Genomic DNA, 26,590 nt, shown 5'->3' on the forward strand with positions numbered 1-26,590 from the left:
GGTGCGCTGAGTCTCGCCTCAACTCACGCCCGCGACGCCGTCGCGCAGCAGGGCGAAGAGGTCGCCGACCGGCCCGAGGTGTCCGAGCTTGTCGGGGTTCAACTGGTTTGCGAGGGAACGCACCGCGCCGTTGTCGACGTGCAGGGCGAGCACCGAGAGCAGAGCTCCATCACGACCACGGAAGAGCAGCGTCTGCTCGCCGTTCGCGATCGTCGGCTCGACCTGGACGCCGAGCGCCTCGCCGCGCCGCATGAGGCCGACGAGGAACCGGGCCACCGCCAGGTCGCCCGACACCGGCTGCTGGATCGCGGGCGCGTTGCCGCCGCCGTCGGCCGTCATCACCACGTCGGCGGCGAGGAGCCGCATGACGCCGTCGACGTCGCCGCCGCGGAGCGCCCCGAGGAAATCGCTGGCGAGCCGAGCCGCATGCGAGGAATCCACGGGGAACCGTACGTCGCCCGCAGCCACTCGCTGCTTCGCTCGATGCATGATCTGGCGGCACGCCGCCGGGTCGCGATCGACCATCTCTGCGATCTCGCCGTAGTCGTAGCCCAGTGCCTCGTGCAGCACGAACACGGCACGCTCGACGGGACCGAGCCGCTCGAGCAACGTGAGCACGGCGAACGACAACGTCTCGTCGTGCTCGATGCGGTGCGCCGGGTCGGCGTCGTCGGCGAGCAACGGCTCCGGCAGCCAGGGGCCGACGTATGTCTCACGGGTATGACGCGCCGAGCGGAGCACGTCGATGGAGAGCCGGGTCGCGACAGTGGACGCGAAGGCGTCGACGCGATCGATCGCGACGCCGCCCTGAACGCGCTCGTGCATGCGCAGGAGCCCGGTCTGCACGACATCCTCCGCCTCGCTCACGCTGCCGAGCATGCGGTACGCGATGGAGAACATGAGGGGGCGGAGCCGAGAGGCCTCGACGACGAGATCGACCATCCGCACAGCTTTTCACACGACTTTCGCGTCGGCTGTCACACCACGGCATCGTCGTTCGTCGAAGGGGGTGAGGAGAGAGAAAGGACGCATCATGAAGATCTTCATCGCAGGAGGTTCGGGAGCCGTCGGCTCGAGGCTGGTTCCGCTGCTGGTCGCGGCGGGACACGAGGTCACAGGGACGGCGCACAGCGAAGCGGGCGCGGCGCGGATCGCCGCGGCGGGCGGCCGCGGGGTGATCATGGACGGCACCGACCCGGCATCCATCCGCCGTGCGGTGCTCGACGCGAAGCCCGACGTGCTCGTGCACCAGCTCACCGCGCTGTCGGGCAGCTTCGACCTCAAGCGGCTGGACGAGACCTTCGCCGTCACCAACCGGCTGCGCACGCTCGGCACCGACGCGCTGATCGCGGCCGCGAAGGAGGCCGGGACCGGCCGCATCGTGGTGCAGGGCTACACCGGGTGGCCCAACGAACACACCGGGGCGGCCGTGAAGACCGAGGCCGACCCCCTCGACCCGAACCCGGTACCGACGGCGCGCAACACGCTCGCCGCGATCGCCCATGCCGAGCGTGCCGCGGTGGAAGCGGGCGGGCTCGCGCTGCGGTTCGGCAACTTCTACGGGCCAGGGCAGTCGCTCGGCGAGGGCGGGGAGATGCTCATGTCGGTGCAGAAGGGCCAGGTGCCCATCGTCGGCTCGGGCGCCGGAGTCTGGTCGTTCTGCCACATCGACGACGCCGTCGCGGCGACGGTGGCGGCGATCACGCAGGGTGACGCGGGCGTCTACAACATCGTCGACGACGAGCCCGCCCCGGTCGCCGAGTGGCTGCCCGTTCTCGCGAGCATCGTGGGCAGGAAGCGCCCGATGCGCGTGCCGGCCTGGCTCGCGCGTTTCCTCATCGGAGACTTCGGCGTCGCGTGGATGACGACCGCCCGCGGCTCCTCCAACGCGAAAGCGAAAGCCGAACTCGGGTGGACGCCCCGGTACCCGAGCTGGCGGGAAGGGTTCCGCACCGGCCTCTCCGCCTCCAGCGCCGGGAGATCGCAGAGCCTCGACCCGCTCGGCTAACGCCCGCGCTCCCTCCGCCGATAGGTGTGTGCGGGAGACCACGGATGGTCTCCCGCACAACGAAATTCACGGAGGAGAACCCTTATGGGTATGCAGATCAACACCAACGTGTCGGCGCTCAACGCCTACCGCAACCTGTCCAACACGCAGAACGACCTGTCGAAGTCGCTCGAGAAGCTGTCGAGCGGCCTGCGGATCAACCGTGCAGCGGACGACGCCGCCGGCCTCGCGATCTCCGAGGGCCTGCGCTCGCAGGTCAACGGCCTGAACGTCGCGGCCCGCAACGCCCAGGACGGCATCTCGGTCATCCAGACCGCGGAAGGCGCCCTGACCGAGGTCCACTCGATCCTGCAGCGCGTGCGCGACCTGACCGCTCAGGGCGCGAACGACTCGAACAACGCGAAGTCGCGCGAGGCGATCCAGAAGGAGATCAACACCCTGGGTGACGAGCTCACCCGTGTCGCCGACAGCACGAACTTCAACGGCATCAAGCTGCTCTCGGGCGGCACGACGCTGACGTTCCAGGTCGGTGCGGGTGCGGTCGCCGCAGAGGACCAGATCTCGGTCGCCCTGACCGACTTCGACACCCTCGGTGCCGACATCAAGACGCTCGCGGCCACGATGACGGACGCAGCGACGTACGGCACCGCGCTCGCGGGCATCGACACGCAGATCCAGGCGGTCTCGACCGCACGTGCCGGCTACGGTGCGCTGCAGAACCGCTTCGAGTCGACCATCAACAGCCTCAACGTGTCGGCAGAGAACCTGTCCGCCGCCGAGAGCCGTATCCGCGACACCGACATGGCGTCCGAGATGGTCAAGTTCACCTCGGCGAACATCCTGTCGCAGGCGGGCACGGCCATGCTGGCCCAGGCGAACCAGTCCAACCAGGGCGTTCTCCAGCTCCTGCGCTGATCCACGCCATAGGGTCCGGGCGGCGGCTGCGACCGTCGCCCGGACCCTGTCCGCTCCCGACCTGAAAAGGCGATCATGTCTCTCTCGCTCGACGGCCTCGTCTCCGGCCTGAAGACCACGGAGGTCATCAAGGCCCTGATGGACGTGCACGCCATCCCGCGCTCGCTGCTCAAGGCGAAGATGGATGACAAGAACGGCATCGTCGCCCAGCTGCAGACGCTGAACACCGCGATCCAGAACCTCGCCACCGCTGCAGGGAAGGCCGCGTCGCCCGACGGTCTGGCCCGGTTCACGACATCGTCGTCGTCGAACACCGTCACGGTCGCGACCCGCACCGGCGCCGCCCCGGTCTCGGCGGAGATCGTAATCGACAAGATCGCGAAGAACCACACCATCGTCTCGGCCGCATCGAACGGGTGGCCCGTCGACCCGCCCGTGATCACCCTCGAGAACGCCAAGGGAGAGCGTCTGCAGATCGAGGCCGACGGCGCCTCGATGCAGGACGTCGCCCAGGCCATCAACGAGGCGGGCTTCGGAGTCGTCGCCTCGGCGGTGCCGGCGGGCCGCGACGCCGACGGCAACCCCCTGCACCGCCTGCAGCTGCGCGCGGCCGACTCGGGCGAGGCCGCTCAATTCCGCGCCTACCGAGGAGATGTCGCCGCGGTCGAGGCGGGCACCGCATCCGACCTCGCCACCGAAGCGGGAGCGGCCGTCATCGCGGTGGGCGCCGACGCGCAGCTGCGGCTCTGGGCCGGCACCAGTGCCGAGCAGGTGCTGACCTCGTCGAGCAACACCTTCACCGACCTCTTCGACGGCGTCGACGTCACGGTCTCCGCGGCATCCGCCGATTTCGTCACGATCGGCGTGACCGTCGACACCGCGGCCCGCACGAAAGCCTCCGCCGAGTTCATCGCCGCGGTCAAAGACATCCTGACGCGCATCGACAACGGCTCGAAGGCGACCGTCGCCGCGAACGCGGGCGAGAAGACGACACTGGGCGTCTTCACCGGTGACAGCACGGTCCGCTCGCTGCGTACGGCGCTCGCCGACGCCATCCAGCATCCGATCGACGGTGTCTCCCCCTCCTCCATCGGCATCTCGACCGACATGTACGGCGTGCTGAGCTTCGACGAGGAGAAGTTCGCCGAAGCCCTCGCGAAGGACCCGGATGCGGTCGCCGGACTGTTCTCCGACGTCGCCTCGCGCGTGCAGGAGACCGCGAAGGTCTACTCCGACAAGTACGAGGGCCTGCTCACGTCCCGCATCACCGGACAGGAGAGCGAGGTGAAGAGCCTCGGCGAGCAGATGGAGCGCTGGGACGTGCGTCTCGCCCAGCGCAAGGCGAACCTGGAGCGCACCTACGCCCGACTCGAGGTCATGCTCTCACAGCTGCAGTCGCAGTCGACGTACCTGTCCTCGCAGATCGCCGCGCTGCCGACCTCGAGCTCGGGGAAGTGAGCATGAACTCCGCCCTGCGCGCTCAGCAGCGTTACCGGGACGACGTCGTCCTGTCGGCACCGCCCGAGCGTCTCGTGACACTGCTCTACGACCGGCTGATGATCGACATCGAACGCGGCGAGGCCGCGCAGCGGGCCGAGGACTGGACCGAGGCGAACGCCCAGCTCCAGCACGCGCAGGCCATCGTGGCAGAGCTGTCCTCCTCCCTCACCGACGACTGGAACGGCAGCGCCGGCCTGCGCTCGGTGTACGTGTTCCTGTCGCAGACCCTGATCGGTGCCAACATCGGCCGCGATCCCGAACGCACGCGCGCCTGCCACGGGATCGTCGCCCCGCTGCGGGATGCCTGGCACGAAGCAGCGCGAACCGTTGCGGAGACCAGGGCGTGAGCGCCGCCGAGGAGTTCGGCCGGCGGAACATCGACGAGTGGACCGACCTGCTGGATCGTCTCGAGCTCGACGCCGACCGGATCCTGACGGCTGCCCCCGGAACCGCGGACACGGCCGTCATCGAACCGTGGACACCGCCCAGCACTCCCCTGCCCGTGCACCTCGCCGACCGCGCCCGCCGAGTGATCGAGCGCCAGCGCCTCGCGATGGAACGCACCCGCACGGATCTCGACGACCTCCGCCAGCACCTCGGCGCCGTGGATCGAATCCCGGGAGCCCGTCGCCCCGACGCACCCGCCTACCTCGACGTGGACGGCTGAGACCGCTCCCTAACGCCGCGCGCGACCCTGCCGATAGACCAGGGAGAGCACGGATGGCTCGCAAGACTCGGCCAGGGATCGGCCACACCACCACACACGGGGAGCGGTCGTGTTCGATTCTGTGACCATCAACGCGCTGACGAGCGCGCTCGACGGCCTCGCGCTGCGTCAGCGGGCGATCGCCGACAACATCGCCAACATCAACACCCCCGACTATCACGCCAAGCGGGTGCGCTTCGAAGAGGCACTCGCCGACTCGGTCCAGGCGGGCGACGGACGCGTCGGCGCAACGGTCGGCGCCTCGCTCGAGCCGACGCGTCTGAACGGCAACAACGTCAACCTCGACACCGAGACCCTGTCCAGCGTCGACACGATGCTGCGCTACCAGTTCGCGACGCAGGCCGTGAACGGCTCGTTCGCCTCGATGCGCGCGGCGATGAGGACCTCATGACCTTCGACGCGATCGGCATCGCAAGCACCGGACTGACCGTGCACCGCAAGTGGCTCGACGCCATCAGCGACAACATCGCGAACATCAACACCGTCACAGCGACCGACGGCGCGGCCTTCCGGGCCCGGTACATCACCGCCCAGACCAGCGACCAGTCGCCCGGGGTCTATGTGGCCGGTGCCGTGCAGGGCAGCGCCGAGGGCCGTCTCGTGCATCAGCCCGACCACCCGCTCGCCGACGCCGACGGCTACGTCCGCTACCCCGACATCGACCTCGGCGACCAGATGAGCCAGCTCATCCTCGCCCAGCGCGGCTACCAGGCCAGCGCCGGCATCGTCGACCGTGCCCGCAACGCCTACGAATCCGCCCTCCAGATCGGACGCAGCTGATGGATCCCCTCTCCGGCGTCGAGGGCATCTCCTCGGCCTTCACCCTCGCCCCGCCCACAGCTCCCGTGAAGGCGGCGGACGACACCGCCTTCGCGAACAGCGTCACCGGTGCGATCGACGAACTGCGCTCCCTGCAGTCCGAATCCGACGCGCTCAAGGTCGCCGCCGTCACCGGCGACCTCGACGACATCCACTCGGCCATGATCGCCTCCTCGCGCGCTTCGGTCACCCTCGAACTCGTCGCCGCCGTGCGCAACAAGGGCGTCGACGCGTTCAACGAGATCATGCGGATGCAGGCCTGATGCCTCAGGCAGTGACCAATGTCTTCCAGCGGATCGGACGTGTGATCGCGGGCTTCACCCTCGCGCAGCGCACGATCGCGATCATCGGTGTCGCCGTGCTCGCGCTCGGAATCGTCGCGCTCTCCAGTTGGCTGAGCCGCCCGACCTACACCCCGCTGTTCTCCGGGATGAGCGCCTCCGACGCGAACGCCGTCGTCGAGCAGCTGCGGTCGTCGTCGGTCCCCTACGAGCTCGCCGACGGCGGCGCCACCGTGCTCGTGCCGGAGAAGGACGTCTACGACCAGCGGCTCGCGGCTGCCTCCGCCGGCCTCCCCGGTGCGAGCTCCGGCGGATACTCGCTGCTCGACGACATGGGCGTGACCACCTCGGAGTTCCAGCAGTCCGTGACCTACAAGCGCGCCATCGAGGGCGAGCTCGCCGCGACCATCTCGTCGATCGAGGGCGTGACCGCGGCCTCCGTGCAGCTGGCCATCCCGGAGGAGAGCGTCTTCGTCTCGGAGACGGTGGACTCCACCGCATCGGTGTTCGTGGAGACGTCCGGCAGCGCGTCGCTCACGTCGAAGCAGGTCGAGGCGATCGTGCACCTGACCTCCGCGGCGGTCAGCGGCATGAAGCCCGAGAACGTCGCCGTCGTGGACCAGAGCGGCCAGACGCTCTCGGCCGCCGGCGTCGGGGCCACCGGCGGTGTCGACCAGCAGGCGGGCGACTACGAGGCGCGGGTGACGGCCAGCGTGCAGCAGATGCTGGACACCGTCGTCGGACCGGGCAACGCCACCGTGACGGTCGTCGCCGAGATCGACCGCTCTGTCAACGAGCGCGTCGAAGAAACCTACACCCCGGCGGAGGGCGCACCTCCGCTGACCGAGCAGTCGCGAACGGACACCCAGAACGGGTCGAGCTCCAACGCCGGCGTGCTCGGACCGGACAACATCGCGGTGCCGTCGGCCGGCGCGGACGGCACGTCCGAATCCACGGAGACCTCGAAGACCAACGCCGTCAACAAGAGCACCCAGAGCACCTCGACCCCGGCGGGGAACGTGCTGCGTCAGTCGGTGTCGGTCGCCGTCGACGCGGGAGCCGGGGGCGACCTGAGCACCGCGCAGCTGACCGACCTGGTCGAGACCGCCGCCGGGATCGACACCGAACGCGGAGACTCCATCGCGGTCGAGCTCGTCTCCTTCAGCCAGACGGATGCCGAAGCCGCTCAGGCCGCGCTCCAGGCTGCCAAGGACGCCGAGGCCGCCGAGCGTCAGGCCGTGCTCCTGAACACCGCGATCATCGCCGCCGCGATCGCTCTGCCGCTGCTGCTGGCCGTGATCGCGGCCCTCGTTCGCATGCGGCGTCGCGCCAACTCGGCGACCGAGTTCGACCAGCTGTTCGGCGAGCGGCCCGCCCCGCTGTCGGCGGCTCTCGACCCCGGTGCGGCCACCACCGCCATCGAGCAGGCGCCCACGACCCCGCTGGCCTTCCTGGAGACGACGCCCGACCCCGAGCCGGAGCCGGACCCCGAGCCCGCACAGGTGAGCCTCGAGCGCCGCCGCGCCGAGATCGACTCGCTGACGCGTCAGGACCCGAAGCGCACGGCCGAGCTGCTGCGGACCCTCATCGACGACAGGCAGCACGTATGAGCGGCCTGACCGACCGGCAGACGGCGGCAGTCGTGCTGATGAACCTCGACCGCGCGCAGGCGATCGAGGTGATGAAGCACCTCTCGGAGTCGGAGGCCGAGGCCGTCGCCGCCGAGATCATCGAGCTGCAGGATCTGGACGCCGCCACCACCGCCCAGGCGCTCGGCCAGTTCCACCGGATCGCGACCGGGCACCTGCCGCCCGCCCGCGGTGGCCGCGACCTCGCAGCCGGACTGCTGGAGGCCTCGTTCGGGGCGGAGCGCGCCGCGGCCGTGCTCGGCAGGGTGGGTTCGGCGTCGATGAACTCGTCGTTCGAGTTCCTCGGTTCGGCCGACCCGGCGCAGCTGGCGACCCTCCTCGACGGCGAGCTTCCGCAGACCGTCGCCCTGGTGCTCGCGCACCTGCCCACCGACCGGGCGGCCGCCGTGCTGGCTGCTCTTCCCGATCCGACCCGCACCGATGTCGCCCACGCGATCGCGACCATGGGCACCGCGTCGCAGGAGGCGATCGCTATCGTGGCCGACGCGCTGAAGGCCCGCACCGGAAGCTTCGCGAGCCGTGATGCTCCGGACACCCTCGGCGGTGTCGAGCCGCTCGTCGAGATCATCGCCCGGTCGGGAGCGACCGTCGAGAAGGCGCTGCTGGCGAGCATCGAGGACCGCGACAGCGCCCTCGCGGAAGACATCCGGTCGCGCATGTTCACCTTCGCCGACATCGTCAAGCTCGACGACCGCGACACGCAGCGGGTGCTGCGCGGCATGGACATCCGCTCGTTGGCTCTCGCCCTGAAGGGTGCGAACCAGCCGATCGTCGACCTCATCCGCCGCAACGTCTCGGAGCGCAACCGCGAGAACCTGGACGAGGAAGCACGGACCCTCGGGCCGGTGCGCATCTCGCAGGTCGAGGAGGCCAGAGCCGAGATCGTGCGCACGATCCGCGCGCTCGAGGCCGCCGGCGACATCACGGTGCAGCGCGCCGACGAGGATGAATATGTCTACTGACGCGTTCTCTCCCGTGCTGTTCCCGCGTCTCGACGGACGCGCGGACGGCGCGGAGCATGCGCGTGCCCGCATGCGGGGCTATGCCGAAGGGCATGCCGAGGGCTACCGTGCCGGGCGGGCCGAAGCCGAGGCGGAGCAGCGGGTCGCCGCCGCGGAGCAGGCAGCCCGCGACGCGGCGGCCGCGCGCGAGATGGAGACCGCCGTGTCCGCCCTGCACGCCGCTGCCCGCTCGTTCGGCGACCGGGAGCGCGAGCTCTCCGGCGCCGCACACGACGAGGTGCTGCGCTGTGCGATCGAACTCGCCGAGCTCATCCTCGGCGCCGAACTCTCGGATGCCGGTGCGTCTGCGGCGGCAGCAGCCCGGCGAGTGCTCGCTGCCGCCGAACCCGCTGAGATCCGCGAGGTGCGTCTGCACCCCGACGACCTGCGCACGCTGCAGACCGCGGATGCGCAGTTGACCGCGTTCGCCCTCGTCGGCGATGACACGCTCGAGCGCGGGGATGCCGTCGCGACACTCGCGCACGGGCACATCGATGCCCGGATCGGCAGCGCTCTCGAGCGCGCTCGCCGCGCACTCGTCGAGGCCGGGTCATGACGGCCTGGACAGCCGTGCGCGAGGCGGTTCGGCCGGAGCGGATCGGCGTCGTCTCCCAGGTGCGCGGTCTGAGCGTGCAGGTGCGCGGCCTCGACGGCGCCGTCGGCGACGTCGTGACCCTCGACGGGGTCGATGCCGAGGTCGTCGCGATCGGTGAGGGCGGCCTGCGGTGCATGCCTCTCGGAGCCGTCGCCGGTCTGACCGTCGGGGCGCCGGTGCGCGGACGGGGTGGTCCGCTGCGCGTGCCGACCGGCGCAGCCCTGCTCGGACGAGTCCTCGACGGGCTCGGACGGCCGATCGACGGCAAGGGGCCGTTGACGGGCGCGATCCCTGTGAGCCTCGATCACGCTCCGCCGTCGATCATGGGGCGTGACCGGATCGAGGCCCCTCTTCCGCTCGGCGTGCGCGCGCTCGACACGCTCGTCAGCGTGGGGCGGGGACAACGCGTCGGGCTCTTCGCCGGCTCGGGGGTCGGCAAGTCGTCGCTGCTGTCGATGATCGCGCGCGGCACCGAGGCCGAGGTGACCGTGATCGCCCTCGTCGGCGAGCGCGGCCGCGAGGTGCGCGAGTTCATCGAGGACGACCTGGGTCCCGAGGGACTCGCCCGTTCCGTGGTCGTCGTCTCGACCTCGGACCAGCCCGCGATGGCCCGCATCCGGGCGGCGTACACCGCGACGAGGATCGCCGAGGCCTTCCGCGACGACGGGGCGCACGCCATCCTCATGATGGACTCGCTGACCCGCGTCGCGATGGCGCAGCGCGAGATCGGCCTCTCCGCCGGAGAGCCCCCCGCGACCCGCGGCTATCCGCCGTCGACGTTCTCGCTCCTCGCCGGGCTGCTCGAACGCGCCGGCACCGATCGACGCGGCTCGATCACCGGCGTCTACACCGTGCTCGTCGACGGCGACGACCACAACGAGCCGATCGCCGACACCGTGCGCTCGATCCTCGACGGCCACGTCGTGCTCGATCGTGCACTCGCCCTCTCCGGACACCATCCGGCGATCGACGTGCTCGGCTCCGTCTCTCGCGTGGCGGGGAAGATCACCGCCTCGGAACAGCGGTCGCACGCGGCGACGCTGCGAGCGGTCCTCGCCGCGCGTCGCCGGGCGAACGACCTGATCGATATCGGCGCCTACCAGCCGGGAGCCGACGCGCGCATCGACGCGGCCATCACCCACGAACGGGCGATCTCGGCCTTCCTCACCCAGCCCCTCGACGAGACGAGCCGGATCGACGAATCGTGGCGTCGCCTCGACGAACTCGTCTCCGGCTTCGGAGGTCTCTCATGACACGGTCCTTCTCCCTGGCGGGCCTGCTGCGCGTGCGCGAGATCCAGGAGCGGGCCGCCGCCCAGCGACTGTCCCGCGCGGTGCTCGACGCCCAGCACACCGAGGCACGCGATCGATCCCTTCGCGCGCACCTCTCCGGAGCCGGGAGCGAAGCGGTCGACGTCCGCTCGCTCGCCGCGCTCGCTGCCGCCCGCGTCGCCGGTCGGACGCTCCTCGCCGACCTGACGACGCTGTCGCACCTGCAGGCGCAGACCGTCGACGACGCCCGCACCGAACACGCCGAGGCGAGACGGGCGATGCGCGGACTCGATCGTCTCGCCCAGGCGCACGCCGCGCGGGTGCGGGCTGCCGAGCTGCACGCCGAGCAGGCGGAGCTCGACGAGATCGGATCGCGCACCGATACGGAGGGGCAGTCGTGACCGCCCTCGGCATCGTCGACATGCTCGACGCTCGCGCGTCGCGCCCGACCGGCGGCTCGCCGTCGCGCGGCACCACCCCGGGCGCCGCGGCCTTCGCCGACGTGATCCAGGATGCTGCCCGGGCTCAACGCGCGGATGACGCCCCCGCCGACGGCATCCCTGCTGAGGGTTCATCGACGGGAAGCGCCACGACGGAAGCCCCCACCGAGCCCGATGGCCAGGTTCTCCCCGTGGTCCCGGCGCCCCTCGCCCCCCTCCCGAGCGGTTCGGGCACGGCGGCTCCCGTCGAGGGAAGCACCACGGATGCGACCCTCGACCTCGACCTCGACCCGATGCAGCCGCCGGTGGATGCTGCGGAAGACGCGGGAGCGGTGGATGCCGCTGCGGCCTCCGCCGACCTCCCGCCGATCGCGGCGTCCAGCACGGTCGCCGCATCGGTCGATCCGGCACGCGCCACGGCATCTGCGGGAGCCCTGGCAGCATCAGCCGCGCCGCCCGCCGTCCCCGGGGCATCGCCGCGCACCTCGTCTAGCCCCGGCGTCGGTGCCGCATCCCTTCCGGTCAGCACCGCCGCGGTGGCGGGAGCGTCCGACATGAACAGCACGACGGCCGATGTCCCGGCCGATGCCGCTCTCCGCCTCGCCCGCGTCCCCTCCAGTGCAACTGCTGCTGCCGGCGAGCACGGTGCCGTCGCTGCGGCTCCCGCACCGGCATCGGCGTCGAACGCCGACCCGGCACTCCGGGTCGCGACGGCCACCGCACCCGACACGGCACCCGACACCGTGGCGTCCCCTGCCGGCTCGGCTCCGGTCGTCGCCGCTCCCGCCGCATCCGCACCCGCCTCCGCAGACGCCGCCGGCCCGACCGCCGCCGTCACCGCACCCGCATCACCGCCCCCGGTCGCCCCGAGCACTCCTGCCGCCGCAGCGGCGCTCGCCCGGCCGGTCCTGCTCCCCCAGATCTCGGCGCCGGTCGTCGCACTCGCCCAGGCCGCAGACGGCGATCACAGCCTCACGCTGACTGTGTCGCCCGAGAACCTCGGCCCGGTGACCGTGCGTGCGCATATCTCCGGAGGCGCCATCCACATCGAGCTGCACGCCCCGAACGACCTCGGGCGCGAGGCGCTGCGTGCCGTCCTCGCCGACCTGCGACGGGATCTCGCGGCAGCGGCACCGCACGCCTCCCTGATGCTCTCGAGCTCGGACGACGGCCCCGGCTCGGCGAACCCGCAGAGCTCACCGAACGGCGGCTCAGCAAACGGCAACGCTGCGAACGGCAACGCGGCGAGCGCGGGCGGCGGGCAGACCCGCGGCGACGCACCCGCCGACCGGAACGCGGGCGCACAAGCGAACCCGGCCGTCCTACCCTCCGCACCCGACGGCACACCGCCCGTCCCCCTCGTCTCGCCGCACGGCGGCATCGATGTCTTCGCCTGATCCGAGAGGAACCCCATGACCACGGTCGACCCCATCACCGGCACCATCCCGCCCAGCGGCGTGCAGACCGGCAGCACCACGCCCCCGGTCGAACGCAAGAAGACGCTCGACTCGGAGGTGTTCCTGAAGCTGCTGGTGACCCAGCTGACCAATCAGGACCCCAGCTCTCCCATGAACACCAACGAGATGATCTCGCAGACCACGCAGCTGGCCTCCATGGAGCAGTTGACCGCGCTGTCGGCCACCTCGACCGAGAGCTTCGCGCTCAGCATGCGGCAGACCGCCGCCGCCCTGATCGGCCACGAAGCGCAGTACGTCGACGAAGACGGTGTCACTCAGAAGGGCATCGTCACCTCCGTCTCCTATGCGGGCGCCGTCCCCCTCGTTATCATTGGCGACGCCACCATCGCCCTCGACGCCGTCTCCGGCGTCTCCCTCGTCCCCAAATCCTGATCAGCCCCGCACCCAGAAAGGCACCACCATGCTCCGCTCCCTCTTCGCCGGAATCTCGGGCCTGCGCTCGCACCAGACCATGCTCGACGTCACGGGTAACAACATCGCCAACGTCAACACGACCGGCTTCAAGGCCTCGGCCGTGCAGTTCCAGGATTCGCTCTCGCAGCTGCTGCGCAACTCGATGATGCCGCAGACGAACCTCGGCGGTCAGAACCCCGCCCAGGTCGGCCTCGGCGTGCAGGTCGCCGGCATCAGCACCAACTTCGCCTCGGGCGCACCGCAGCCCACCGGCGTCCCCACCGATCTCATGATCGCCGGCGACGGCTTCTTCGTGGTCCGCTCCGGCGGCGAGACGCTGTACACCCGCAACGGCGGCTTCTCGTTCGACGCGAGCGGCAAGCTGGTCTCGGCCGACGGCGCGCTCGTGCAGGGCTGGACCGCGCGCGACGGAGCGATCGTCCCCGGTCAGGGCGTCGGCGACATCACGCTCCCCGTGGGCGCGCTGAGCCCCGCCGCCGCGACGACCACCGCGCGGGTGACCGGCAACCTGCCCTCGGGCGCGGCCATCGGCGACACGCTCGTGCGCGACATCAAGACCTACGACGCACAGGGCACCGAGACCTCGATGCGCCTCACGTTCACCCGCACGACCGCCGGCTGGGACGTCACCGATGCTGCCGGCGCGCGCACCCCGCTGGCCTTCACCGACGGCAAGCAGGCGGGCGCCTCGTCGATCGTGTCCGGCGGCATCACGGTCGACCTGTCGGCGGTCACCGGCTTCGCCGACGTCAGCGACATCGCCATCAAGGAGCAGAACGGCAAGCCGGCCGGCACCCTGAGCTCCTACGCCCTGACGAACGACGGCAGCCTCGTCGGCACGTTCAGCAACGGCGACACCGAGGTGCTCGCGCGCATCGCACTGGCCGGCTTCGTGAACCCGGGCGGCCTGGAGAAGACCGGGTCCTCGCAGTTCCGTCCCAGCGGCAACTCGGGCCAGCCGACGCTCGGTCAGGCCGGGACCGACGGACTGGGTGGCATCATCAGCGGTGCGCTTGAGATGTCGAACGTCGACCTCTCGCAGGAGTTCACCAACCTGATCGTCGCCCAGCGCGGTTTCCAGGCGAACGCCCGCATCATCACCACGAGCGACGAGGTGCTGCAGGAGCTCACGAACCTCAAGCGCTGAGTCGCGGCAGCTCGCTGCTTCCCCGGGAGGGTTCTCCGCGTGATCGCGGGGAGCCCTCCCGGTCTGCGTTCGGGCACTATCACGGACGCTCCATTCGAAACTAAGGTTTAGCGCCCTTAACCACGAGTAACGGAGCCCGTACTCGGGGTTAAGGCACCAGCGCGCTGGTTCCGGGCCCGGCGAGTCCTGTCGCTAACGCTCGACGCCTACCGGCCGACAGTCACCTCCGACAGCCCAGGACGGGCCGTCGGGTCCGCGCTCCCCGGAACGCGGACGGATCTTTCCAGGATGGAGCCCATGATCGTCCTCACGCGCCTGAACCGTTCCCGGTTCGCGGTGAACCCCGACCTGATCGAACGTGTCCAGGCAACGCCCGACACGACGCTCATCATGGTCGACGGTGCGACGTTCGTCGTCACCGAGACGATGGACGACGTGATCGCGCAGATCACCCGGTTCCGGGCCGGAGTGCTCGCCACTGCTGCCGCCCTGATCGCCGCACCCGACGGCGACTCCCGCACTCCCGAGGTCGGTCTCTGATGGATCCGTCCCTCATCCTCGGCCTGATCCTCGCGTTCGGCGCTTTGATCGCCATGATCAACCTCGAAGGCGCGACCATCGGATCGCTGCTGATCCCCGCCCCGATGGTGCTGGTCTTCGGAGCCACGATCGCCGTCGGCATCGCGAGCGGCACTGTGCGCGATGCGCTGCATGCGGTCAAGTCGCTCCCCCGCGCCTTCCGCGGCGAGCGCCGCACCGCGTCGAGCATGATCGACACGGTGGTCGGCTACGCCGAGAAGGCGCGCGCCGAAGGGCTCCTCGCCCTCGAGCAGGGGCTGGAGGACGAGAAGGACCCGTTCCTGCGCCAGGCGCTGCAGAGCATCGCCGACGGCACGGACGCCGAAGACCTGCGAACCCTGCTGGAGGATGAGCTCACCTCGACCGCTGCCCGTAACCGCACCGCCTCACGCTTCTACATGACGCTCGGCGGCTTCGCGCCAACGGTCGGCATCATCGGCACGGTCGTCTCCCTCACGCATGTGCTGGAGAAGCTCGACAAGCCGGACACCCTCGGTCCCATGATCGCGACGGCATTCGTGGCGACGCTGTGGGGTCTCCTGTCGGCCAACTTCATCTGGCTGCCCATCGGCGGACGTCTCCAGCGTCTCGGCGAGCTCGAGCTCGAACGCATGACCGTGCTCATGGAGGGCATGCTGGCCGTACAGGCCGGCGCCCCGCCGCAGTTCGTCGGCGAACGTCTGCGCGCCCTCGTGTCCGAGCGCCCCTCCGCCCGCTCCGGCCGGAAGGCTCGCACCTCGGAACCCGAGGAGACGGAGCAGGGGTCATGAGCGTCCGGGCCCGTCGCCGCGTGCCCCAGGAGGAGCACAGCGGTCCGGACGAGCGGTGGATGGCGTCCTACATGGACATGGTGACCGTGCTGATGTGCATGTTCATCGTGCTGTTCGCGATGTCGACGGTCGACCAGGAGAAGTTCGAGGCGCTCAGCGCCTCCCTCGCGACCGGGTTCGGTCAGGAGCCGTCGGAGGACGTGGATGCCGTCACCGGGGTCGTCGTCCCTCCGGAGCTGGTCGACGAGAAGGGCGAGGACTTCGCCGACGTCGACCTGGCGGCCGCGCAGACCGAGTTCGACGAGCTCTCCGCCCTCCGTGAGCGTCTGCGCCAGGTGCTCGCCGAGAACGGCCTCGAAGCCGACGTCACCTTCACGATCGACGAGCGGGGCCTGACGATCGGACTCGTCAGCGCCGAGACGTTCTTCACCACGAACAGCACCACCCTCAGCTCGAAGGCGGTTCTGGTGCTCGATGCACTCGGCTCGGTCCTGGTCACCGCCCCGAACGAGATCTCGGTCGAAGGTCACGCCGACGTCCGCGGATCGGTCGCCCCGTTCCCGACGAACTGGGAGCTCTCGGCCGGCCGATCCACCCAGGTGCTGCGGCACCTCGTCGAGTCGTCCGGGCTGCCGCCGGGGCACCTGAAGTCGGTCGGGTTCGGCGACACGCGGCCCGTCGCGGCGGGTTCCTCGCCCGCGGCGCTGGCCCAGAACCGGCGCGTCGACATCGTCGTCCTCTCGGATGCGAAGGAGGAGGTGCGAGCACTCATCCCCGAAGCGCAGGCCGCGCAGCCGTCCTCCTGACCGTTCCCGCCTAACGCACGCCGATCACCGCCCGATAGTCGGGTTCGTGGTGATCGAGGACAGCGTGCGCTCCGACGTGCGCACAGCGACGGCGACGAAGACCGCCGAAGTCGAGGTGTACGACTTCGGCCGTTCGGCGACCCTCTCGCGCGAGCACACCCGCGCCCTGGAGCTGGCCTTCGAGACGTTCTCCCGGCAGTGGTCGGCGCAGCTCTCGGCGAAGATCCACGTGCGTGCCACCATCGCCGTCGAGCATGTCGGGATGTTGACCTACGGCGAGTACGCCGCCTCGCTGCCGACCACGACGACCCTCATCGTGTGCGCACTGCCCGATTCCGACGAGCGGCTCATCGTGCAGCTGCCGACCTCCGCTGCCACGACCTGGATCGTGCAGATGGTCGGCGGGCGCGCATCGTCGACGTCGGAGGACCGCACCTTCACCCCGATCGAGCAGGCGCTGATCCGCTCGCTCATCGTCGACGCGCTCGACCACCTGACCGGCTCCCTCGACGGACTGCTCCCCGCCGGTGTGACCGTGAGCGGCATCCAGTACAGCTCGCAGTTCGCGCAGGTCGCGGCATCGGGCGAACCGGTCATCGTCGCCCGCTTCTCGATGCGCCTCGCGGGCCGGGCGGTGCCGGTGAGCGTCATGCTGCCGGCGTCGGTCCTCGCCGGCTTCACCGTGCGCACCTCCGACGCCGACCGCGCCGCAGCGCCCGGGCTGGTCCGACGCCAGGTCGAGGTCTCCCCCGTCGAGCTCTCGCTGCGGCTCGCTCCGCGCGCGGTGCTCCCCCGCGAGGTGCTCGACCTCGCCGTCGGCGACATCGTCTCCTTCCCGCACTCCGCCGACCGCCCGATGCTGCTCGCCGTGGGCGATCAGACCGTCGCCACCGCCGCCGTGGGCAGCGCCGGCGCCCGTCTCGCGTGCGTCGTCGCCACCACCGTCCCCGATCCCGTCTTCGCCGAGGAGCCCGCGTGACCAGCACCACCACCTATGAGTCCGCCGTCGCCGCCGCCTTCGCCGCGTCGCTGCCGACCGCGGCTGCACTGACCGCTCGCGCCTCGCAGGTCTCCGGAGACACCGGCGACGCCGTGATCGTGCAGTTCGTCGGCGAGGCGAGCGCGCAGCTCGCCGTGCAGCTCTTCGACCCCGAGACCCTGGTCGACGGACTCGCGGGCGCGCCCCTGGCCGACCGTCTGCGCGATGCCCTGGAAGCCTCCACGAGCGCGCTGGGAGCCGGCGCGCTGGGCGAGGCCGTGATCGGCGACGCCTCTCCGCTCTTCTCGAACCCGTCGGCGCAGCTGTTCGACCTGCAGGACGACACGGACCGCACGATCGGCCGCCTCGCCGTCGTCGTCACGCGCACCCCGGCAGCGGCATCGAGCCCGTCCCGCCGACTGCACCGCATCGCCGGCGTCGAGATGGAGCTCACGGTCGAGATCGGCCGCACCCGGATGGCGGTGCGCGACGTGCTCGACCTGGAGCCGGGCCGCATCGTCGAACTCGACCGCTCCGCCGGCGCGCCGGCCGACATCAAGCTCAACGGCCGCATCATCGCGCACGGCGAGGTGGTCGTGGTCGACCAGGACTACGCGGTGCGGATCACCCGCATCCTCGAGAACGTCGAGGCCTGACCCTGGACGACCTCCTGCTCGGCCTGCGGGTCGTGCTCTCGCTCGCCGCAGTGCTCGGGGTGCTGTGGTTCCTGCAGCGTCGCGTCGCGCGCACGCAGGCCCGTCGTCGCGACGGTGAGGTGATCACGGTGCTCGGGCGGCAGGGCGTGGGTCCGAAGGCGCAGGTCGTCGTGGTCCAGACGGAGGACGCCCGCTACGTCCTCGGTGTCACCGAGCACGGCGTGAGCGTGGTCGACAAGCTGCCGGTGAAGGCCGCGGCTCAGCCCGACGAGGACACCCGTCCCGTGTGGTCGGCGGCGACGTCGGAGGCGGCATCCGATGCCGAGGAGTTCGACCGCATCCTCGCCGCGACCGCTCGGACCGAGACGGCCGCGGCATCACCGGCGGGTCCCACTCCGCAGCGGCGCGTCCGTCACCGGAACGATCCGCTGCGCGGCTCCATCCTCTCCCCCGAAACCTGGCGCCAGACCGCCGAGGCCATCCGGCGCACGCGATGAGCGCGTCCCGTGGGGTCGTCGACGGCCGCGCGCTGCGACGTGTCGCACTGATCCTCGTCGCAGCCCTCGTCCTGGTCGCGGCGCTCACGCTGCTCTCCGGCACCGCCGCCCACGCCGAGGTCACCCCCGACGACCCGGGCGAGGGCGTCACGATCGACATCAACGGCGTCGACGGCGGCCCTTCGGGATCGATCCTGACGCTGCTGGGCATCACGCTGCTCTCGGTCGCCCCCGCGCTCCTGCTGATGATGTCGTCGTTCACGAAGATCTTCGTCGTGCTGGCGATGACCAGGAACGCCCTGTCTCTGCCCACGATCCCGCCGAACCAGGTGCTGGCCGGGCTCTCGCTCTTCCTGTCGCTGTTCATCATGTGGCCGGTGCTGACCGAGATCAACACGGTCGCCGTGCAGCCGTACATCGACGGCACGCTCACGTTCACTCAGGCGATCGACGTCGGTCAGCTGCCGCTGCAGGAGTGGATGCTGCGCTTCACGCGCGAAGAGGACCTCGCCCTGATGACTCGGATGGCGGGCCAGCCCAACCCCGAGGATCCCTCGAGCGTGCCGATGTACACGCTCATCCCCGCGTTCATGATCTCCGAGCTGCGAGCCGCCTTCATCATCGGCTTCGTCATCTTCATCCCGTTCCTGGTCATCGACCTGGTCGTCGCCGCCGCGCTGATGTCGATGGGCATGATGATGCTGCCGCCCGTCATGATCTCGCTCCCCTTCAAGATCCTGCTGTTCATCCTCGTCGACGGCTGGGGGCTCATCATCCGCGCCCTGCTGGAGAGTTACGGAGGTGTGGGATGAGCCCGGAAGCGGTCATCGACATCGGCACCCAGGGCCTGATCATCGCGGCGAAACTGGCCGCCCCGGTGCTCGTCACGGCGCTCGTGGTGGGTTTCGCGATCTCGCTGCTGCAGTCCATCACCCAGGTGCAGGAGGTGACGCTGTCGTTCGTGCCGAAGATCGTCGCCGTGGGTATCGCACTGCTCATCGCCGGCAACTGGATGATCGCCGAGATGATCGCCTTCACGAACGAGATGTTCGCCCGCATCCCCTCGCTGCTGAGCGGGTGACGACGTGTACATCCCCATCGACTTCGCGTGGCTCGAGGCGACCATGCTCGCCGCGGTGCGCATCACGGCGTTCATCATGATCGCCCCGCCGTTCTCCTACGGGGCGATCCCGGTGCGGGTGAAGGCGATGCTCGCGATCGGCCTGTCCCTCGCCGCGGGCACGGCCGTCGCTCCCGGCTACGAGAACCTCGACACCGGGCCCTTCCTCGGCGCCCTGGTGCTGCAGGTGCTCACCGGAGCGCTCCTCGGCTTCCTCGTGCTGCTCTGCTTCTCGGCTCTGCAGGCCGCCGGCAGCCTGATCGACGTGTTCGGCGGTTTCCAGCTGGCTCAGGCCTTCGACCCGCACTCGCTCGTGAACGGCGCCCAGTTCACCCGGCTGTTCCACATCACCGCGCTGACGCTGCTGTTCGCCTCCGGTGGATACCAGCTCATCCTCGCCGGCCTCGCCCGCAGCTTCGAGGCGGTGCCCGTCGACGGCATCTTCGAGGTGGCGGCCCCGGCGGAACTCCTCATCGAGGGGGTGTCGCAGATGGTCCTGGCCGCCGTGCAGATCGCCGGCCCGCTCGTGCTGGTGCTGTTCCTCGCCGATGTCGGGCTCGGACTGATCACCCGCGTCGCTCCCGCGCTCAACGCGTTCGCGATGGGCTTCCCGGTGAAGATCCTGCTCACCCTGCTGCTCGCCGGCGCCGTGTACGCCGTGCTCCCCGGCATCGTCGACGCCCTCTCCGGGCAGGCGCTGAAGATGATGCAGGGGGTGCACGAGTGAGCGGCACCGACACCGGCGAACGCAGCGAGAAGGCGACCGACAAGCACCTCAACGAGGCCCGCAAGAAGGGGCGCCTGTCACGCAGCCAGGACCTCACGGCGTGGCTCGGCATCGGTGCCGCGGCCATCGCCATGCCGGCGGCCATCGCGCTCGGTGCTGCGGCCGGAACGGAGCAGCTCCTCACGGTCACCTCCCTGGTGTTCAGCCCCACGCCGGAGGCGGCGCTCGGCGCGCTCGGACGCGGTCTGGCCTCGGTGCTGCCGACCCTCGCGGTGATGCTCGCCGCCGTCGCGATCGTCACGCTGATCGGCGCCGTCGTGCAGGGCGGCGTGCACCTGAAACCGCTCACCGGACGTTTCGAGCAGTTCAACATCGTCACCGGCATCCGTCGCGTGTTCGGGCTGCAGGCGCTGTGGGAGGGCGCCAAGGCGCTCCTGAAGACCGCGGCGATCGGCCTCGCGCTCTGGGTCGTCATCGCGGGGCTGATGCCGGTGCTCACCGCCAGCGGCGCCCATTCGATCTCGCGCCTGCTCGGCACGGCGGCCGAGGGCACGGCCGCCCTGCTGCAGACCGCGATCGCCGTGGGGCTGGTCCTCGCCGCGATCGACATGTTCGTCGTGATGCGCCGCAACCGCAAGCACACCCGCATGACCAAGCGCGAGATCCGCGACGAGAACAAGAGCTCCGAGGGCGACCCCCTGATCCGTCAGCAGCGACGCTCCCGGCAGCTCGCCGTCAGCCGCAACCGCATGATCGCCGCGGTCGCGGGGTCGGATGTGGTCGTCGTCAACCCGACGCACATCGCGATCGCCCTCCGGTACGAGCCCGGTCGCGCGGCCCCCAAGGTCGTCGCGAAGGGCAGCGGCGTGATCGCGGAGCGCATCCGCGACGAGGCCGTGCGCGCCGGTGTGCCCCTCGTGCGCGAGATCACGCTCGCCCGCGCCCTGCACGCCGCGTGCGAGCTCGGCCAGGAGATCCCCGAAGACCTGTACATCGCCGTCGCGCGCGTGCTCGTGTTCGTCGACGCCCTGCGTCGGCGCGGCGCCGCCCGCGGCATCCACACCCTTCCCTACCGGAGGACCGCATGAGACAGCTGTTCGTCAAGCTCATGGTGCCCATCGGGGTCGTCGGCATCATCATGCTGCTCGTCGTCCCGGTGCCGCCGTTCCTGCTCGACATCCTCATCATCCTGAACATCATGTTCGCCCTCGTGATCCTGCTCACGTCGATGTTCGTGAAGAAGCCGCTCGACTTCTCGGTGTTCCCCTCGCTGCTGCTGGTGGCGACGCTGTTCCGACTCGGGCTCAACGTCGCCTCGACCCGACTCGTGCTCGGCGAGGCGTATGCGGGGCAGGTGATCGAAGCGTTCGGCGCGATCGCCGTCGGCGGCTCCCTCATCATCGGCGCCGTGGTGTTCCTCATCCTGGTCGTCATCCAGTTCGTGGTCGTCACCAAGGGTGCGGAGCGCGTGGCGGAGGTCGGCGCGCGGTTCACCCTCGACGCCATGCCCGGCAAGCAGATGGCGATCGACGCTGACCTCAACGCCGGGCTCATCACCGATGCCGAGGCGCGCGAGCGCCGCGCGGAGGTCGCGGCCGAGGCCGACTTCTACGGCGCGATGGACGGTGCGTCGAAGTTCGTGAAGGGCGATGCGATCGCCGGACTCGTCATCATCATCATCAACATCGTCGGCGGCATCGCGATCGGCCTCGTGCAGCACGGCATGTCGATCGACGAGGCCGTGAGCACCTACAGCCTCCTCACGATCGGCGACGGGCTCGTCACGCAGATCCCCGCGCTGCTGATGGCCGTCTCCACCGGCATGATCGTCACCCGCTCCACGGCCGAGGCCGAGATGGGGACGGCGGCGTCGGCGCAGCTCGGCCAGTCCCGCAACGCGCTCATCATCGCGGGATGCGCCGCGATCATCATGTCGCTGATCCCGCACATGCCGATGCTGCCGTTCGTCGCGATCGGCGCCCTCCTGCTGTTCGTGGCGCAGCGCATCAAAGCGAACCAGCAGCGCGAGGAGGCGATCGCGGCCCAGACGCCGTCCGCCCTACCGGCCGACCAGCCGGAGGAGCTGATCGAGAAGATGCGCGTGCACCCGCTCGAGATCCTCCTCTCCCCCGACATCGTCGATCTGGTCACGGGCGGCCCGGACGACCTCCTGGCACGGGTGAAGGCGCTCCGGCGTCGGATCGCCCTCGACCTCGGCCTGATCACCCCGCCGGTGCGCACGCGCGACAGCATCGAGCTCGCGCAGTCGACGTACGTCATCCGCATCGCCGGCGTCGAGACCGGGAGGGGCACGGCCCCCGTCGGGTCTGTGCTCGCGCTCGGACAGGGCCTGGAGTCGCTCCCGGGCACGGCGACCCTCGACCCGGTCTTCGGCCTGGAGGGCAAGTGGATCCCCCTGGAGATGCGGCACAGCGCCGAGTTCGCCGGGGCCACCGTGATCGACCGGGCCAGCGTCATCATCACGCACCTCTCCAGCGTCATCCATGCCCATGCCGCGCGACTGTTGAGCCGGGAGGATGTCCGTCAGCTCACCGACGCCCTCAAGCAGGCGTCCCCGGCCGCCGTCGAGGAGCTCACTCCCGCGCTGCTGTCCCTCGCCGAGATCCAGCGCGTGCTCCAGGGCCTGCTCGCCGAGCGGGTGCCGATCAACGACCTCAGCCGCATCTACGAGGCGCTGGCGTTGCGGGCGAGGACGTCGACCGATCCCGAGGGGCTGATCGAGGCGGCACGAGCCGCGCTCGGACCCGCGATCGCCGCGCGCTTCGCCGATGCGGGCATCCTGCGCGTGGTGATGATCAATCCGCTCCTCGAGCAGGCCATGCTCGAGAACCTGCGCCCCGGCGACGACGGCACGCAGATCGTCTTCGACCCGCAGCGCATGGAATCCGTCGTCGAGTCGGTGAAGCAGGCCGTCTCCTCGGTGCGCGAAGGCGGCGAACCGGTGCTGGTGTGCGCCCCGTCGCTGCGTCCCGCGGTGCGACGACTCGTGTCCGCACAGACCGACGGCCTCCCGGTGCTCTCCTACACGGAGGCGACCTCCGCCGCGCTGACGATCGAGACGGTCGGTGTCGTCCGCGATGCGCCTGCGCCGTCGATCGGCGCCGTCTCCGCGGCAGTAGGCTGAACGAATGCTGGTTTTGACGAGGCGGATCGGTGAGAGCGTGCGCATCGACGGCGACATCGAGATCACGCTGCTCGAGATCAAAGGCGACAGCGTGCGCATCGGCGTGAAGGCGCCGCGAGAGACGCGCATCCAGCGCACCGAGATCATCGAAGCCGTGGTCGCCGAGAACGTGTCGGCCGCGGCCGAGACCGGAGCCGATGCCGAGGACGCGATCGTCGCCGCCCTCGCCAGGGGCCGCGAGTCCCGCCCGTCCTAATCGGCGCGGCCGCACTCGCCGATCAGGCGGAGGCGGCGCCCACCCCTGTCGCCCGCTTCCACTGGTCGCCACCCGCCTCACGCGCGCGTCCGGCCGCGCGTGCCGCCTCCGCCACGAGCGCGTCGTAGTCGTAACCGCAGGTGTCCGCCGCCGCCCATCCGATGCTGGCCGAGCAGCGGATGCCGTCGACCGCACCATCGCGATCGATGTCGGAGATGCGGCTCAGCACCGCCCGGATGTGGAATCGGACGGCCTCGTCGCTGGCGCGGATCACCACGATCGCCCGGCCGTCATCGACCCGCTCGGCGTCGGCGAGAGGCGGGAGGGCCTCCTCGATGTCGGCGTGGAAGCGATCGACGATGCGGGCGAACTCCGAGCCGGTCGTGGCCTCGCGAAGGTCGGCGGGGTCGTCCAGGCGCACCTCGAGCACCGACCAGCCGTGATCGTTCTGGGCCTCGGCTTTCCGGAGCCTGCGACGAGCCCGCTGGGCGACGCCGTCGGCCTCGGTCTGCTGCGGCGCTCCCACCCGCACCAGCAGCACCAGCGTGAAGGCCGCGCAGGTACTCACGATGAGCGTGCCGACGGCGTTCATGCCCCGCAGAGCGCTCAGCTGCTCATCGGTGCTCGCAGGGCCCACCGCGAGCGCGCTGATCGCGCTGGCGACCGCCACCACGACGAAGCCGCACGACGCCAGCGCGAGGGGCAGCACGATGTCTCGCGTGACCGGATGCCCACGGAGCAGCTCATAGGCGACCAGCCCGGCGAAGACGCCGCTGCCGAGGAAGACGAGGTGGAAGGAAGGCAGGTACCACGCCGTGTCGGAGGTCGCGACGAGCAGCACGAGAGCGGTGGCCACGAATGTCAGCACGGGCCACCAGGGAGCACGCCGACCGAAGTGCATCCGAAGGCCGAGCCAGATCAAGGGCTCGACGCACAGCAGGAGAGCAGATGCCGCGCTGCGCAGCGGCTGGAAGTCGCTCTGGTGACCGGCGAGCCAGAGGTAGGCGCCGAGCATGCCGAGGCCGAAGGCCGTTCCCCAGACGATCGTGGCCCGCGACGGACGGGCGAGTGTGGCCAGCCCCAGCACCAGGGCGGTCAACACGGTCACCACCGCCACCATGCTCGTGGTGATGTCGACGTTGACGGGTACGAGAGGCGTCATGCCTGCACCTCTTTCCTGCGACGGCGGGGGAAGCGGAGTGTGATGGTGGTGCCCTGCCCGAGCTCGCTCGCGACGTCGATGCTGCCGTCATGCGCGACCACGATCTCGCGGGCGATCCCCATGCCGAGACCGGTGCCGGCGATGCCGCCGCGGATGGCGCCGTCGGAGCGGAAGTACGGCTGGAACAGTCGCGGAAGCTCGTCCGGTGCGACACCCATACCCGTGTCGGAGAGGACGAGTTCGGCCTGCGCACCCATCGCGCGCAACCGTGCCGTGATGCTTCCGCCTGACGGCGTGTACTTGACGGCGTTGCCGAGCAGATTGTCGAGCACCTGACGGAGCCGGAACGCATCGCCGTAGATCACCAGCGAGTCCACGCCGGTGACCTCCAGTCGCTGACGGTTGGCGGTGATCAGCGGGGCGGAGGATGCGGCGGCGGCCTCGAATACCTGACGAAGGTCCACCGGCTCGAACGGGTCCTCCGCCGGTCGTCCCGTCTGGTCCAACATGTTCGTGACGAGTTCCTGCATCCGCTCTCCCGCGTTCGCGATGACCTCGAGCTGCGCGGGCACGCGACCGGGGAGGTCTTCGCGCTCGCGCAGCAGGTCGACATGGCCGACGATCGCGGTCAGCGGGTTGCGCAGCTCGTGCGAGACGATCGCGGTGAGCGCGCGCCGCTCCTCGGCTGCTTCCAGAAGCATCGTGACGTCGTCGATGATGACGAGGGTGATCTGATCGCTCGCTCTCGCGCTGGCCACCGCCTGCGTGGTCACCTCGAGCGCGTGCCACTGCCCGGTGCCGTCGAACAGCCAGACCCTCTCGTCCTGCAGCTTCTCACCTCGCGCCGCACGAGCGAGCGTCGTGCGCTCCGGTGGCACTGTCGCGCCGCGCCGTCCGTCGTATTCGACGGCCGCGGTGGGCAGTGCGGCACCGAAGCGGTCGCGCCCGTACAGGGCCCGGTAGGCATCGTTCATCTGCAGGATGCGTCCCTCCGCCGTGACCACGGCGAGCGCCACCCCGAGTGCGTCGATGATCTGCGTCACCCGCTGCTGGTTGGTCTCCGCGCGCTCGGCGGCACGGTTGATCTGCTCCGAGCGCCGTTGGAGCAGACGCCGGGAGGCGCGCGCACGCTGAGCCCCGATCCGCACCGTCACGCCGAGGAAGCCCAGGGTGATGACCGCGGTGAGGACGCGCAGCAGCACGTCGGCCGGGGTGCCGGTGCGTTCGGCGAACAGCACCAGGCAGAGGCTGATGAAGGCGATGCCGGCGACCACCCAGGGCATCGAGAAGTACGATGCCAGCCAGACCACCGGGAACACCCAGAGGAAGCCGAGCCGGAGGTCGGGGGCGTTGGTGGTGAGGCCGACCGCGAGCGCGTCGAGGAAGGGCACGACGGTCACGGCGGTCCGCGGGAGACGGTGCCAGGGGACGAGCAGTGCCGCCAGAGTCGTGACCACGATGAGCGTGATCCCCGCCAGGAACAGGGGGACTCCGAGGGTCTGGGGTTTGAAGGCGGCGACCATCACGACGATGGCCACCATGCTGCCGGTGAAGACCAATTGCCAGCGCCAGATCGACACGGTGCGGATCATCGACGCTCGCCCTCCCCCAAGAACCTCAGCTTTAACGCAAGATTACTCAAAGAACG

The 26,590-nt window shown here is 70.3% G+C and carries 31 protein-coding genes; 28 read left to right on the forward strand and 3 right to left on the reverse strand.

The features are described 5' to 3' along the window. Nucleotides 1-18: 18 nt before the first annotated feature. Nucleotides 19-942, reverse strand: a complete 924-nt coding sequence (gene sigJ, locus ACWGO6_RS04930) for an RNA polymerase sigma factor SigJ (RefSeq protein ID WP_136042786.1) — start codon at nt 940-942, stop codon at nt 19-21. Between the two features lie 91 nt (nt 943-1,033). Between sigJ and ACWGO6_RS04935 the strand changes: the two genes are divergently transcribed. The 28 genes from ACWGO6_RS04935 (at nt 1,034) to csrA (ending at nt 23,780) form a co-directional block, all read left to right on the forward strand. Then, entirely contained in the window at nt 1,034-2,008 is a 975-nt protein-coding gene (locus tag ACWGO6_RS04935; RefSeq protein WP_452326000.1) for an NAD-dependent epimerase/dehydratase family protein, read from the forward strand. Nucleotides 2,009-2,092: 84 nt separating this feature from the next. Continuing rightward, nucleotides 2,093-2,923, forward strand: a complete 831-nt coding sequence (locus ACWGO6_RS04940; protein ID WP_136042788.1) for a flagellin N-terminal helical domain-containing protein — start codon at nt 2,093-2,095, stop codon at nt 2,921-2,923. 75 nt (nt 2,924-2,998) lie between these two features. Beyond that, nucleotides 2,999-4,381: a flagellar filament capping protein FliD gene (fliD, locus tag ACWGO6_RS04945; protein ID WP_452326001.1), complete on the forward strand. Its 1,383-nt coding sequence runs from the start codon at nt 2,999-3,001 to the stop codon at nt 4,379-4,381. 2 nt (nt 4,382-4,383) lie between these two features. Continuing rightward, a complete protein-coding gene (locus tag ACWGO6_RS04950) occupies nt 4,384-4,770 on the forward strand; it encodes a flagellar export chaperone FliS (protein ID WP_452326002.1) in 387 nt (128 codons plus the stop codon). Further along, nucleotides 4,767-5,090, forward strand: coding sequence for a hypothetical protein (locus tag ACWGO6_RS04955; RefSeq protein ID WP_452326003.1), 324 nt, complete (start codon nt 4,767-4,769; stop codon nt 5,088-5,090). The genes ACWGO6_RS04950 and ACWGO6_RS04955 overlap by 4 nt, the downstream gene beginning before the upstream one ends. A gap of 109 nt (nt 5,091-5,199) precedes the next feature. After that, the gene (locus ACWGO6_RS04960) at nt 5,200-5,541 is read left to right on the forward strand and encodes a flagellar basal body rod protein FlgB (RefSeq protein ID WP_136042792.1); all 342 of its coding nucleotides are present in this window, start codon (nt 5,200-5,202) and stop codon (nt 5,539-5,541) included. After that, the gene (locus ACWGO6_RS04965; protein ID WP_136042793.1) at nt 5,538-5,930 is read left to right on the forward strand and encodes a flagellar basal body rod protein FlgC; all 393 of its coding nucleotides are present in this window, start codon (nt 5,538-5,540) and stop codon (nt 5,928-5,930) included. The genes ACWGO6_RS04960 and ACWGO6_RS04965 overlap by 4 nt, the downstream gene beginning before the upstream one ends. Continuing rightward, entirely contained in the window at nt 5,930-6,232 is a 303-nt protein-coding gene (fliE, locus tag ACWGO6_RS04970) for a flagellar hook-basal body complex protein FliE (RefSeq protein WP_452326004.1), read from the forward strand. Before ACWGO6_RS04965 ends, fliE begins: the two co-directional genes overlap by 1 nt. Next, nucleotides 6,232-7,860: a flagellar basal-body MS-ring/collar protein FliF gene (fliF, locus tag ACWGO6_RS04975; protein WP_136042795.1), complete on the forward strand. Its 1,629-nt coding sequence runs from the start codon at nt 6,232-6,234 to the stop codon at nt 7,858-7,860. Before fliE ends, fliF begins: the two co-directional genes overlap by 1 nt. Next, complete coding sequence (gene fliG, locus ACWGO6_RS04980; protein ID WP_452326005.1) at nt 7,857-8,861, forward strand: flagellar motor switch protein FliG; 1,005 nt, start codon at nt 7,857-7,859, stop codon at nt 8,859-8,861. Before fliF ends, fliG begins: the two co-directional genes overlap by 4 nt. Further along, the gene (locus ACWGO6_RS04985) at nt 8,851-9,456 is read left to right on the forward strand and encodes a FliH/SctL family protein (protein WP_452326006.1); all 606 of its coding nucleotides are present in this window, start codon (nt 8,851-8,853) and stop codon (nt 9,454-9,456) included. The genes fliG and ACWGO6_RS04985 overlap by 11 nt, the downstream gene beginning before the upstream one ends. Continuing rightward, complete coding sequence (locus ACWGO6_RS04990) at nt 9,453-10,748, forward strand: FliI/YscN family ATPase (protein WP_452326007.1); 1,296 nt, start codon at nt 9,453-9,455, stop codon at nt 10,746-10,748. The genes ACWGO6_RS04985 and ACWGO6_RS04990 overlap by 4 nt, the downstream gene beginning before the upstream one ends. Continuing rightward, nucleotides 10,745-11,167, forward strand: coding sequence for a flagellar export protein FliJ (locus tag ACWGO6_RS04995; protein WP_136042799.1), 423 nt, complete (start codon nt 10,745-10,747; stop codon nt 11,165-11,167). Before ACWGO6_RS04990 ends, ACWGO6_RS04995 begins: the two co-directional genes overlap by 4 nt. After that, nucleotides 11,164-12,603, forward strand: a complete 1,440-nt coding sequence (locus tag ACWGO6_RS05000) for a flagellar hook-length control protein FliK (protein ID WP_452326008.1) — start codon at nt 11,164-11,166, stop codon at nt 12,601-12,603. Before ACWGO6_RS04995 ends, ACWGO6_RS05000 begins: the two co-directional genes overlap by 4 nt. Nucleotides 12,604-12,618: 15 nt before the next feature. After that, a complete protein-coding gene (locus tag ACWGO6_RS05005) occupies nt 12,619-13,056 on the forward strand; it encodes a flagellar hook capping FlgD N-terminal domain-containing protein (protein WP_452326009.1) in 438 nt (145 codons plus the stop codon). Between the two features lie 28 nt (nt 13,057-13,084). After that, entirely contained in the window at nt 13,085-14,245 is a 1,161-nt protein-coding gene (locus tag ACWGO6_RS05010; protein ID WP_452326010.1) for a flagellar hook protein FlgE, read from the forward strand. A 297-nt stretch (nt 14,246-14,542) separates the two neighbouring features. Further along, the gene (locus ACWGO6_RS05015; protein ID WP_136042803.1) at nt 14,543-14,785 is read left to right on the forward strand and encodes a flagellar FlbD family protein; all 243 of its coding nucleotides are present in this window, start codon (nt 14,543-14,545) and stop codon (nt 14,783-14,785) included. Then, on the forward strand, nt 14,785-15,594 hold the full coding sequence (locus tag ACWGO6_RS05020) for a motility protein A (RefSeq protein WP_136042804.1): 810 nt from the start codon (nt 14,785-14,787) through the stop codon (nt 15,592-15,594). The genes ACWGO6_RS05015 and ACWGO6_RS05020 overlap by 1 nt, the downstream gene beginning before the upstream one ends. Further along, on the forward strand, nt 15,591-16,400 hold the full coding sequence (locus tag ACWGO6_RS05025; protein ID WP_452326011.1) for a flagellar motor protein MotB: 810 nt from the start codon (nt 15,591-15,593) through the stop codon (nt 16,398-16,400). Before ACWGO6_RS05020 ends, ACWGO6_RS05025 begins: the two co-directional genes overlap by 4 nt. Nucleotides 16,401-16,446: 46 nt before the next feature. Continuing rightward, a complete protein-coding gene (locus tag ACWGO6_RS05030) occupies nt 16,447-17,379 on the forward strand; it encodes a flagellar motor switch protein FliM (RefSeq protein WP_136042806.1) in 933 nt (310 codons plus the stop codon). Then, nucleotides 17,376-18,035: a flagellar motor switch protein FliN gene (gene fliN, locus ACWGO6_RS05035; RefSeq protein WP_136042807.1), complete on the forward strand. Its 660-nt coding sequence runs from the start codon at nt 17,376-17,378 to the stop codon at nt 18,033-18,035. Before ACWGO6_RS05030 ends, fliN begins: the two co-directional genes overlap by 4 nt. A gap of 32 nt (nt 18,036-18,067) precedes the next feature. Then, complete coding sequence (locus tag ACWGO6_RS05040; protein ID WP_452326012.1) at nt 18,068-18,532, forward strand: FliO/MopB family protein; 465 nt, start codon at nt 18,068-18,070, stop codon at nt 18,530-18,532. After that, nucleotides 18,529-19,344: a flagellar type III secretion system pore protein FliP gene (fliP, locus tag ACWGO6_RS05045; protein WP_136042809.1), complete on the forward strand. Its 816-nt coding sequence runs from the start codon at nt 18,529-18,531 to the stop codon at nt 19,342-19,344. The genes ACWGO6_RS05040 and fliP overlap by 4 nt, the downstream gene beginning before the upstream one ends. Then, entirely contained in the window at nt 19,341-19,613 is a 273-nt protein-coding gene (gene fliQ / locus ACWGO6_RS05050; RefSeq protein WP_017828226.1) for a flagellar biosynthesis protein FliQ, read from the forward strand. Before fliP ends, fliQ begins: the two co-directional genes overlap by 4 nt. Before the next feature lie 4 nt (nt 19,614-19,617). After that, on the forward strand, nt 19,618-20,379 hold the full coding sequence (locus tag ACWGO6_RS05055) for a flagellar biosynthetic protein FliR (RefSeq protein WP_452326013.1): 762 nt from the start codon (nt 19,618-19,620) through the stop codon (nt 20,377-20,379). Then, nucleotides 20,376-21,467 carry an EscU/YscU/HrcU family type III secretion system export apparatus switch protein gene (locus tag ACWGO6_RS05060; RefSeq protein WP_452326014.1) on the forward strand — a complete coding sequence of 364 codons (1,092 nt, stop codon included), beginning with the start codon at nt 20,376-20,378 and terminating at the stop codon, nt 21,465-21,467. The genes ACWGO6_RS05055 and ACWGO6_RS05060 overlap by 4 nt, the downstream gene beginning before the upstream one ends. Next, nucleotides 21,464-23,524: a flagellar biosynthesis protein FlhA gene (locus tag ACWGO6_RS05065; RefSeq protein WP_452326015.1), complete on the forward strand. Its 2,061-nt coding sequence runs from the start codon at nt 21,464-21,466 to the stop codon at nt 23,522-23,524. The genes ACWGO6_RS05060 and ACWGO6_RS05065 overlap by 4 nt, the downstream gene beginning before the upstream one ends. Nucleotides 23,525-23,528: 4 nt before the next feature. Beyond that, the gene (gene csrA, locus ACWGO6_RS05070) at nt 23,529-23,780 is read left to right on the forward strand and encodes a carbon storage regulator CsrA (RefSeq protein ID WP_105711647.1); all 252 of its coding nucleotides are present in this window, start codon (nt 23,529-23,531) and stop codon (nt 23,778-23,780) included. A gap of 22 nt (nt 23,781-23,802) precedes the next feature. Here csrA and ACWGO6_RS05075 read toward each other — a convergent pair whose 3' ends face one another. Both ACWGO6_RS05075 and ACWGO6_RS05080 read right to left on the reverse strand, forming a co-directional pair. Further along, nucleotides 23,803-24,942, reverse strand: a complete 1,140-nt coding sequence (locus tag ACWGO6_RS05075; RefSeq protein ID WP_452326016.1) for a hypothetical protein — start codon at nt 24,940-24,942, stop codon at nt 23,803-23,805. After that, a complete protein-coding gene (locus ACWGO6_RS05080) occupies nt 24,939-26,534 on the reverse strand; it encodes an ATP-binding protein (protein ID WP_452326017.1) in 1,596 nt (531 codons plus the stop codon). Before ACWGO6_RS05080 ends, ACWGO6_RS05075 begins: the two co-directional genes overlap by 4 nt. Between the last annotated feature and the right edge of the window lie 56 nt (nt 26,535-26,590).

Source organism: Microbacterium sp. NPDC055665 (assembly GCF_053618035.1).

Excerpts from the sequence above, each read along its gene's own strand:
- sigJ (WP_136042786.1), bottom strand. The coding sequence starts at position 942 with ATGGTCGATCTCGTCGTCGAGGCCTCTCGGCTCCGCCCCCTCATGTTC.
- ACWGO6_RS04935 (WP_452326000.1), top strand. The coding sequence starts at position 1,034 with ATGAAGATCTTCATCGCAGGAGGTTCGGGAGCCGTCGGCTCGAGGCTG.
- ACWGO6_RS04940 (WP_136042788.1), top strand. The coding sequence starts at position 2,093 with ATGGGTATGCAGATCAACACCAACGTGTCGGCGCTCAACGCCTACCGC.
- fliD (WP_452326001.1), top strand. The coding sequence starts at position 2,999 with ATGTCTCTCTCGCTCGACGGCCTCGTCTCCGGCCTGAAGACCACGGAG.
- ACWGO6_RS04950 (WP_452326002.1), top strand. The coding sequence starts at position 4,384 with ATGAACTCCGCCCTGCGCGCTCAGCAGCGTTACCGGGACGACGTCGTC.
- ACWGO6_RS04965 (WP_136042793.1), top strand. The coding sequence starts at position 5,538 with ATGACCTTCGACGCGATCGGCATCGCAAGCACCGGACTGACCGTGCAC.
- fliE (WP_452326004.1), top strand. The coding sequence starts at position 5,930 with ATGGATCCCCTCTCCGGCGTCGAGGGCATCTCCTCGGCCTTCACCCTC.
- fliF (WP_136042795.1), top strand. The coding sequence starts at position 6,232 with ATGCCTCAGGCAGTGACCAATGTCTTCCAGCGGATCGGACGTGTGATC.
- fliG (WP_452326005.1), top strand. The coding sequence starts at position 7,857 with ATGAGCGGCCTGACCGACCGGCAGACGGCGGCAGTCGTGCTGATGAAC.
- ACWGO6_RS04985 (WP_452326006.1), top strand. The coding sequence starts at position 8,851 with ATGTCTACTGACGCGTTCTCTCCCGTGCTGTTCCCGCGTCTCGACGGA.
- ACWGO6_RS04990 (WP_452326007.1), top strand. The coding sequence starts at position 9,453 with ATGACGGCCTGGACAGCCGTGCGCGAGGCGGTTCGGCCGGAGCGGATC.
- ACWGO6_RS04995 (WP_136042799.1), top strand. The coding sequence starts at position 10,745 with ATGACACGGTCCTTCTCCCTGGCGGGCCTGCTGCGCGTGCGCGAGATC.
- ACWGO6_RS05005 (WP_452326009.1), top strand. The coding sequence starts at position 12,619 with ATGACCACGGTCGACCCCATCACCGGCACCATCCCGCCCAGCGGCGTG.
- ACWGO6_RS05010 (WP_452326010.1), top strand. The coding sequence starts at position 13,085 with ATGCTCCGCTCCCTCTTCGCCGGAATCTCGGGCCTGCGCTCGCACCAG.
- ACWGO6_RS05015 (WP_136042803.1), top strand. The coding sequence starts at position 14,543 with ATGATCGTCCTCACGCGCCTGAACCGTTCCCGGTTCGCGGTGAACCCC.
- ACWGO6_RS05020 (WP_136042804.1), top strand. The coding sequence starts at position 14,785 with ATGGATCCGTCCCTCATCCTCGGCCTGATCCTCGCGTTCGGCGCTTTG.
- ACWGO6_RS05025 (WP_452326011.1), top strand. The coding sequence starts at position 15,591 with ATGAGCGTCCGGGCCCGTCGCCGCGTGCCCCAGGAGGAGCACAGCGGT.
- fliP (WP_136042809.1), top strand. The coding sequence starts at position 18,529 with ATGAGCGCGTCCCGTGGGGTCGTCGACGGCCGCGCGCTGCGACGTGTC.
- fliQ (WP_017828226.1), top strand. The coding sequence starts at position 19,341 with ATGAGCCCGGAAGCGGTCATCGACATCGGCACCCAGGGCCTGATCATC.
- ACWGO6_RS05065 (WP_452326015.1), top strand. The coding sequence starts at position 21,464 with ATGAGACAGCTGTTCGTCAAGCTCATGGTGCCCATCGGGGTCGTCGGC.
- csrA (WP_105711647.1), top strand. The coding sequence starts at position 23,529 with ATGCTGGTTTTGACGAGGCGGATCGGTGAGAGCGTGCGCATCGACGGC.
- ACWGO6_RS05075 (WP_452326016.1), bottom strand. The coding sequence starts at position 24,942 with ATGACGCCTCTCGTACCCGTCAACGTCGACATCACCACGAGCATGGTG.
- ACWGO6_RS05080 (WP_452326017.1), bottom strand. The coding sequence starts at position 26,534 with ATGATCCGCACCGTGTCGATCTGGCGCTGGCAATTGGTCTTCACCGGC.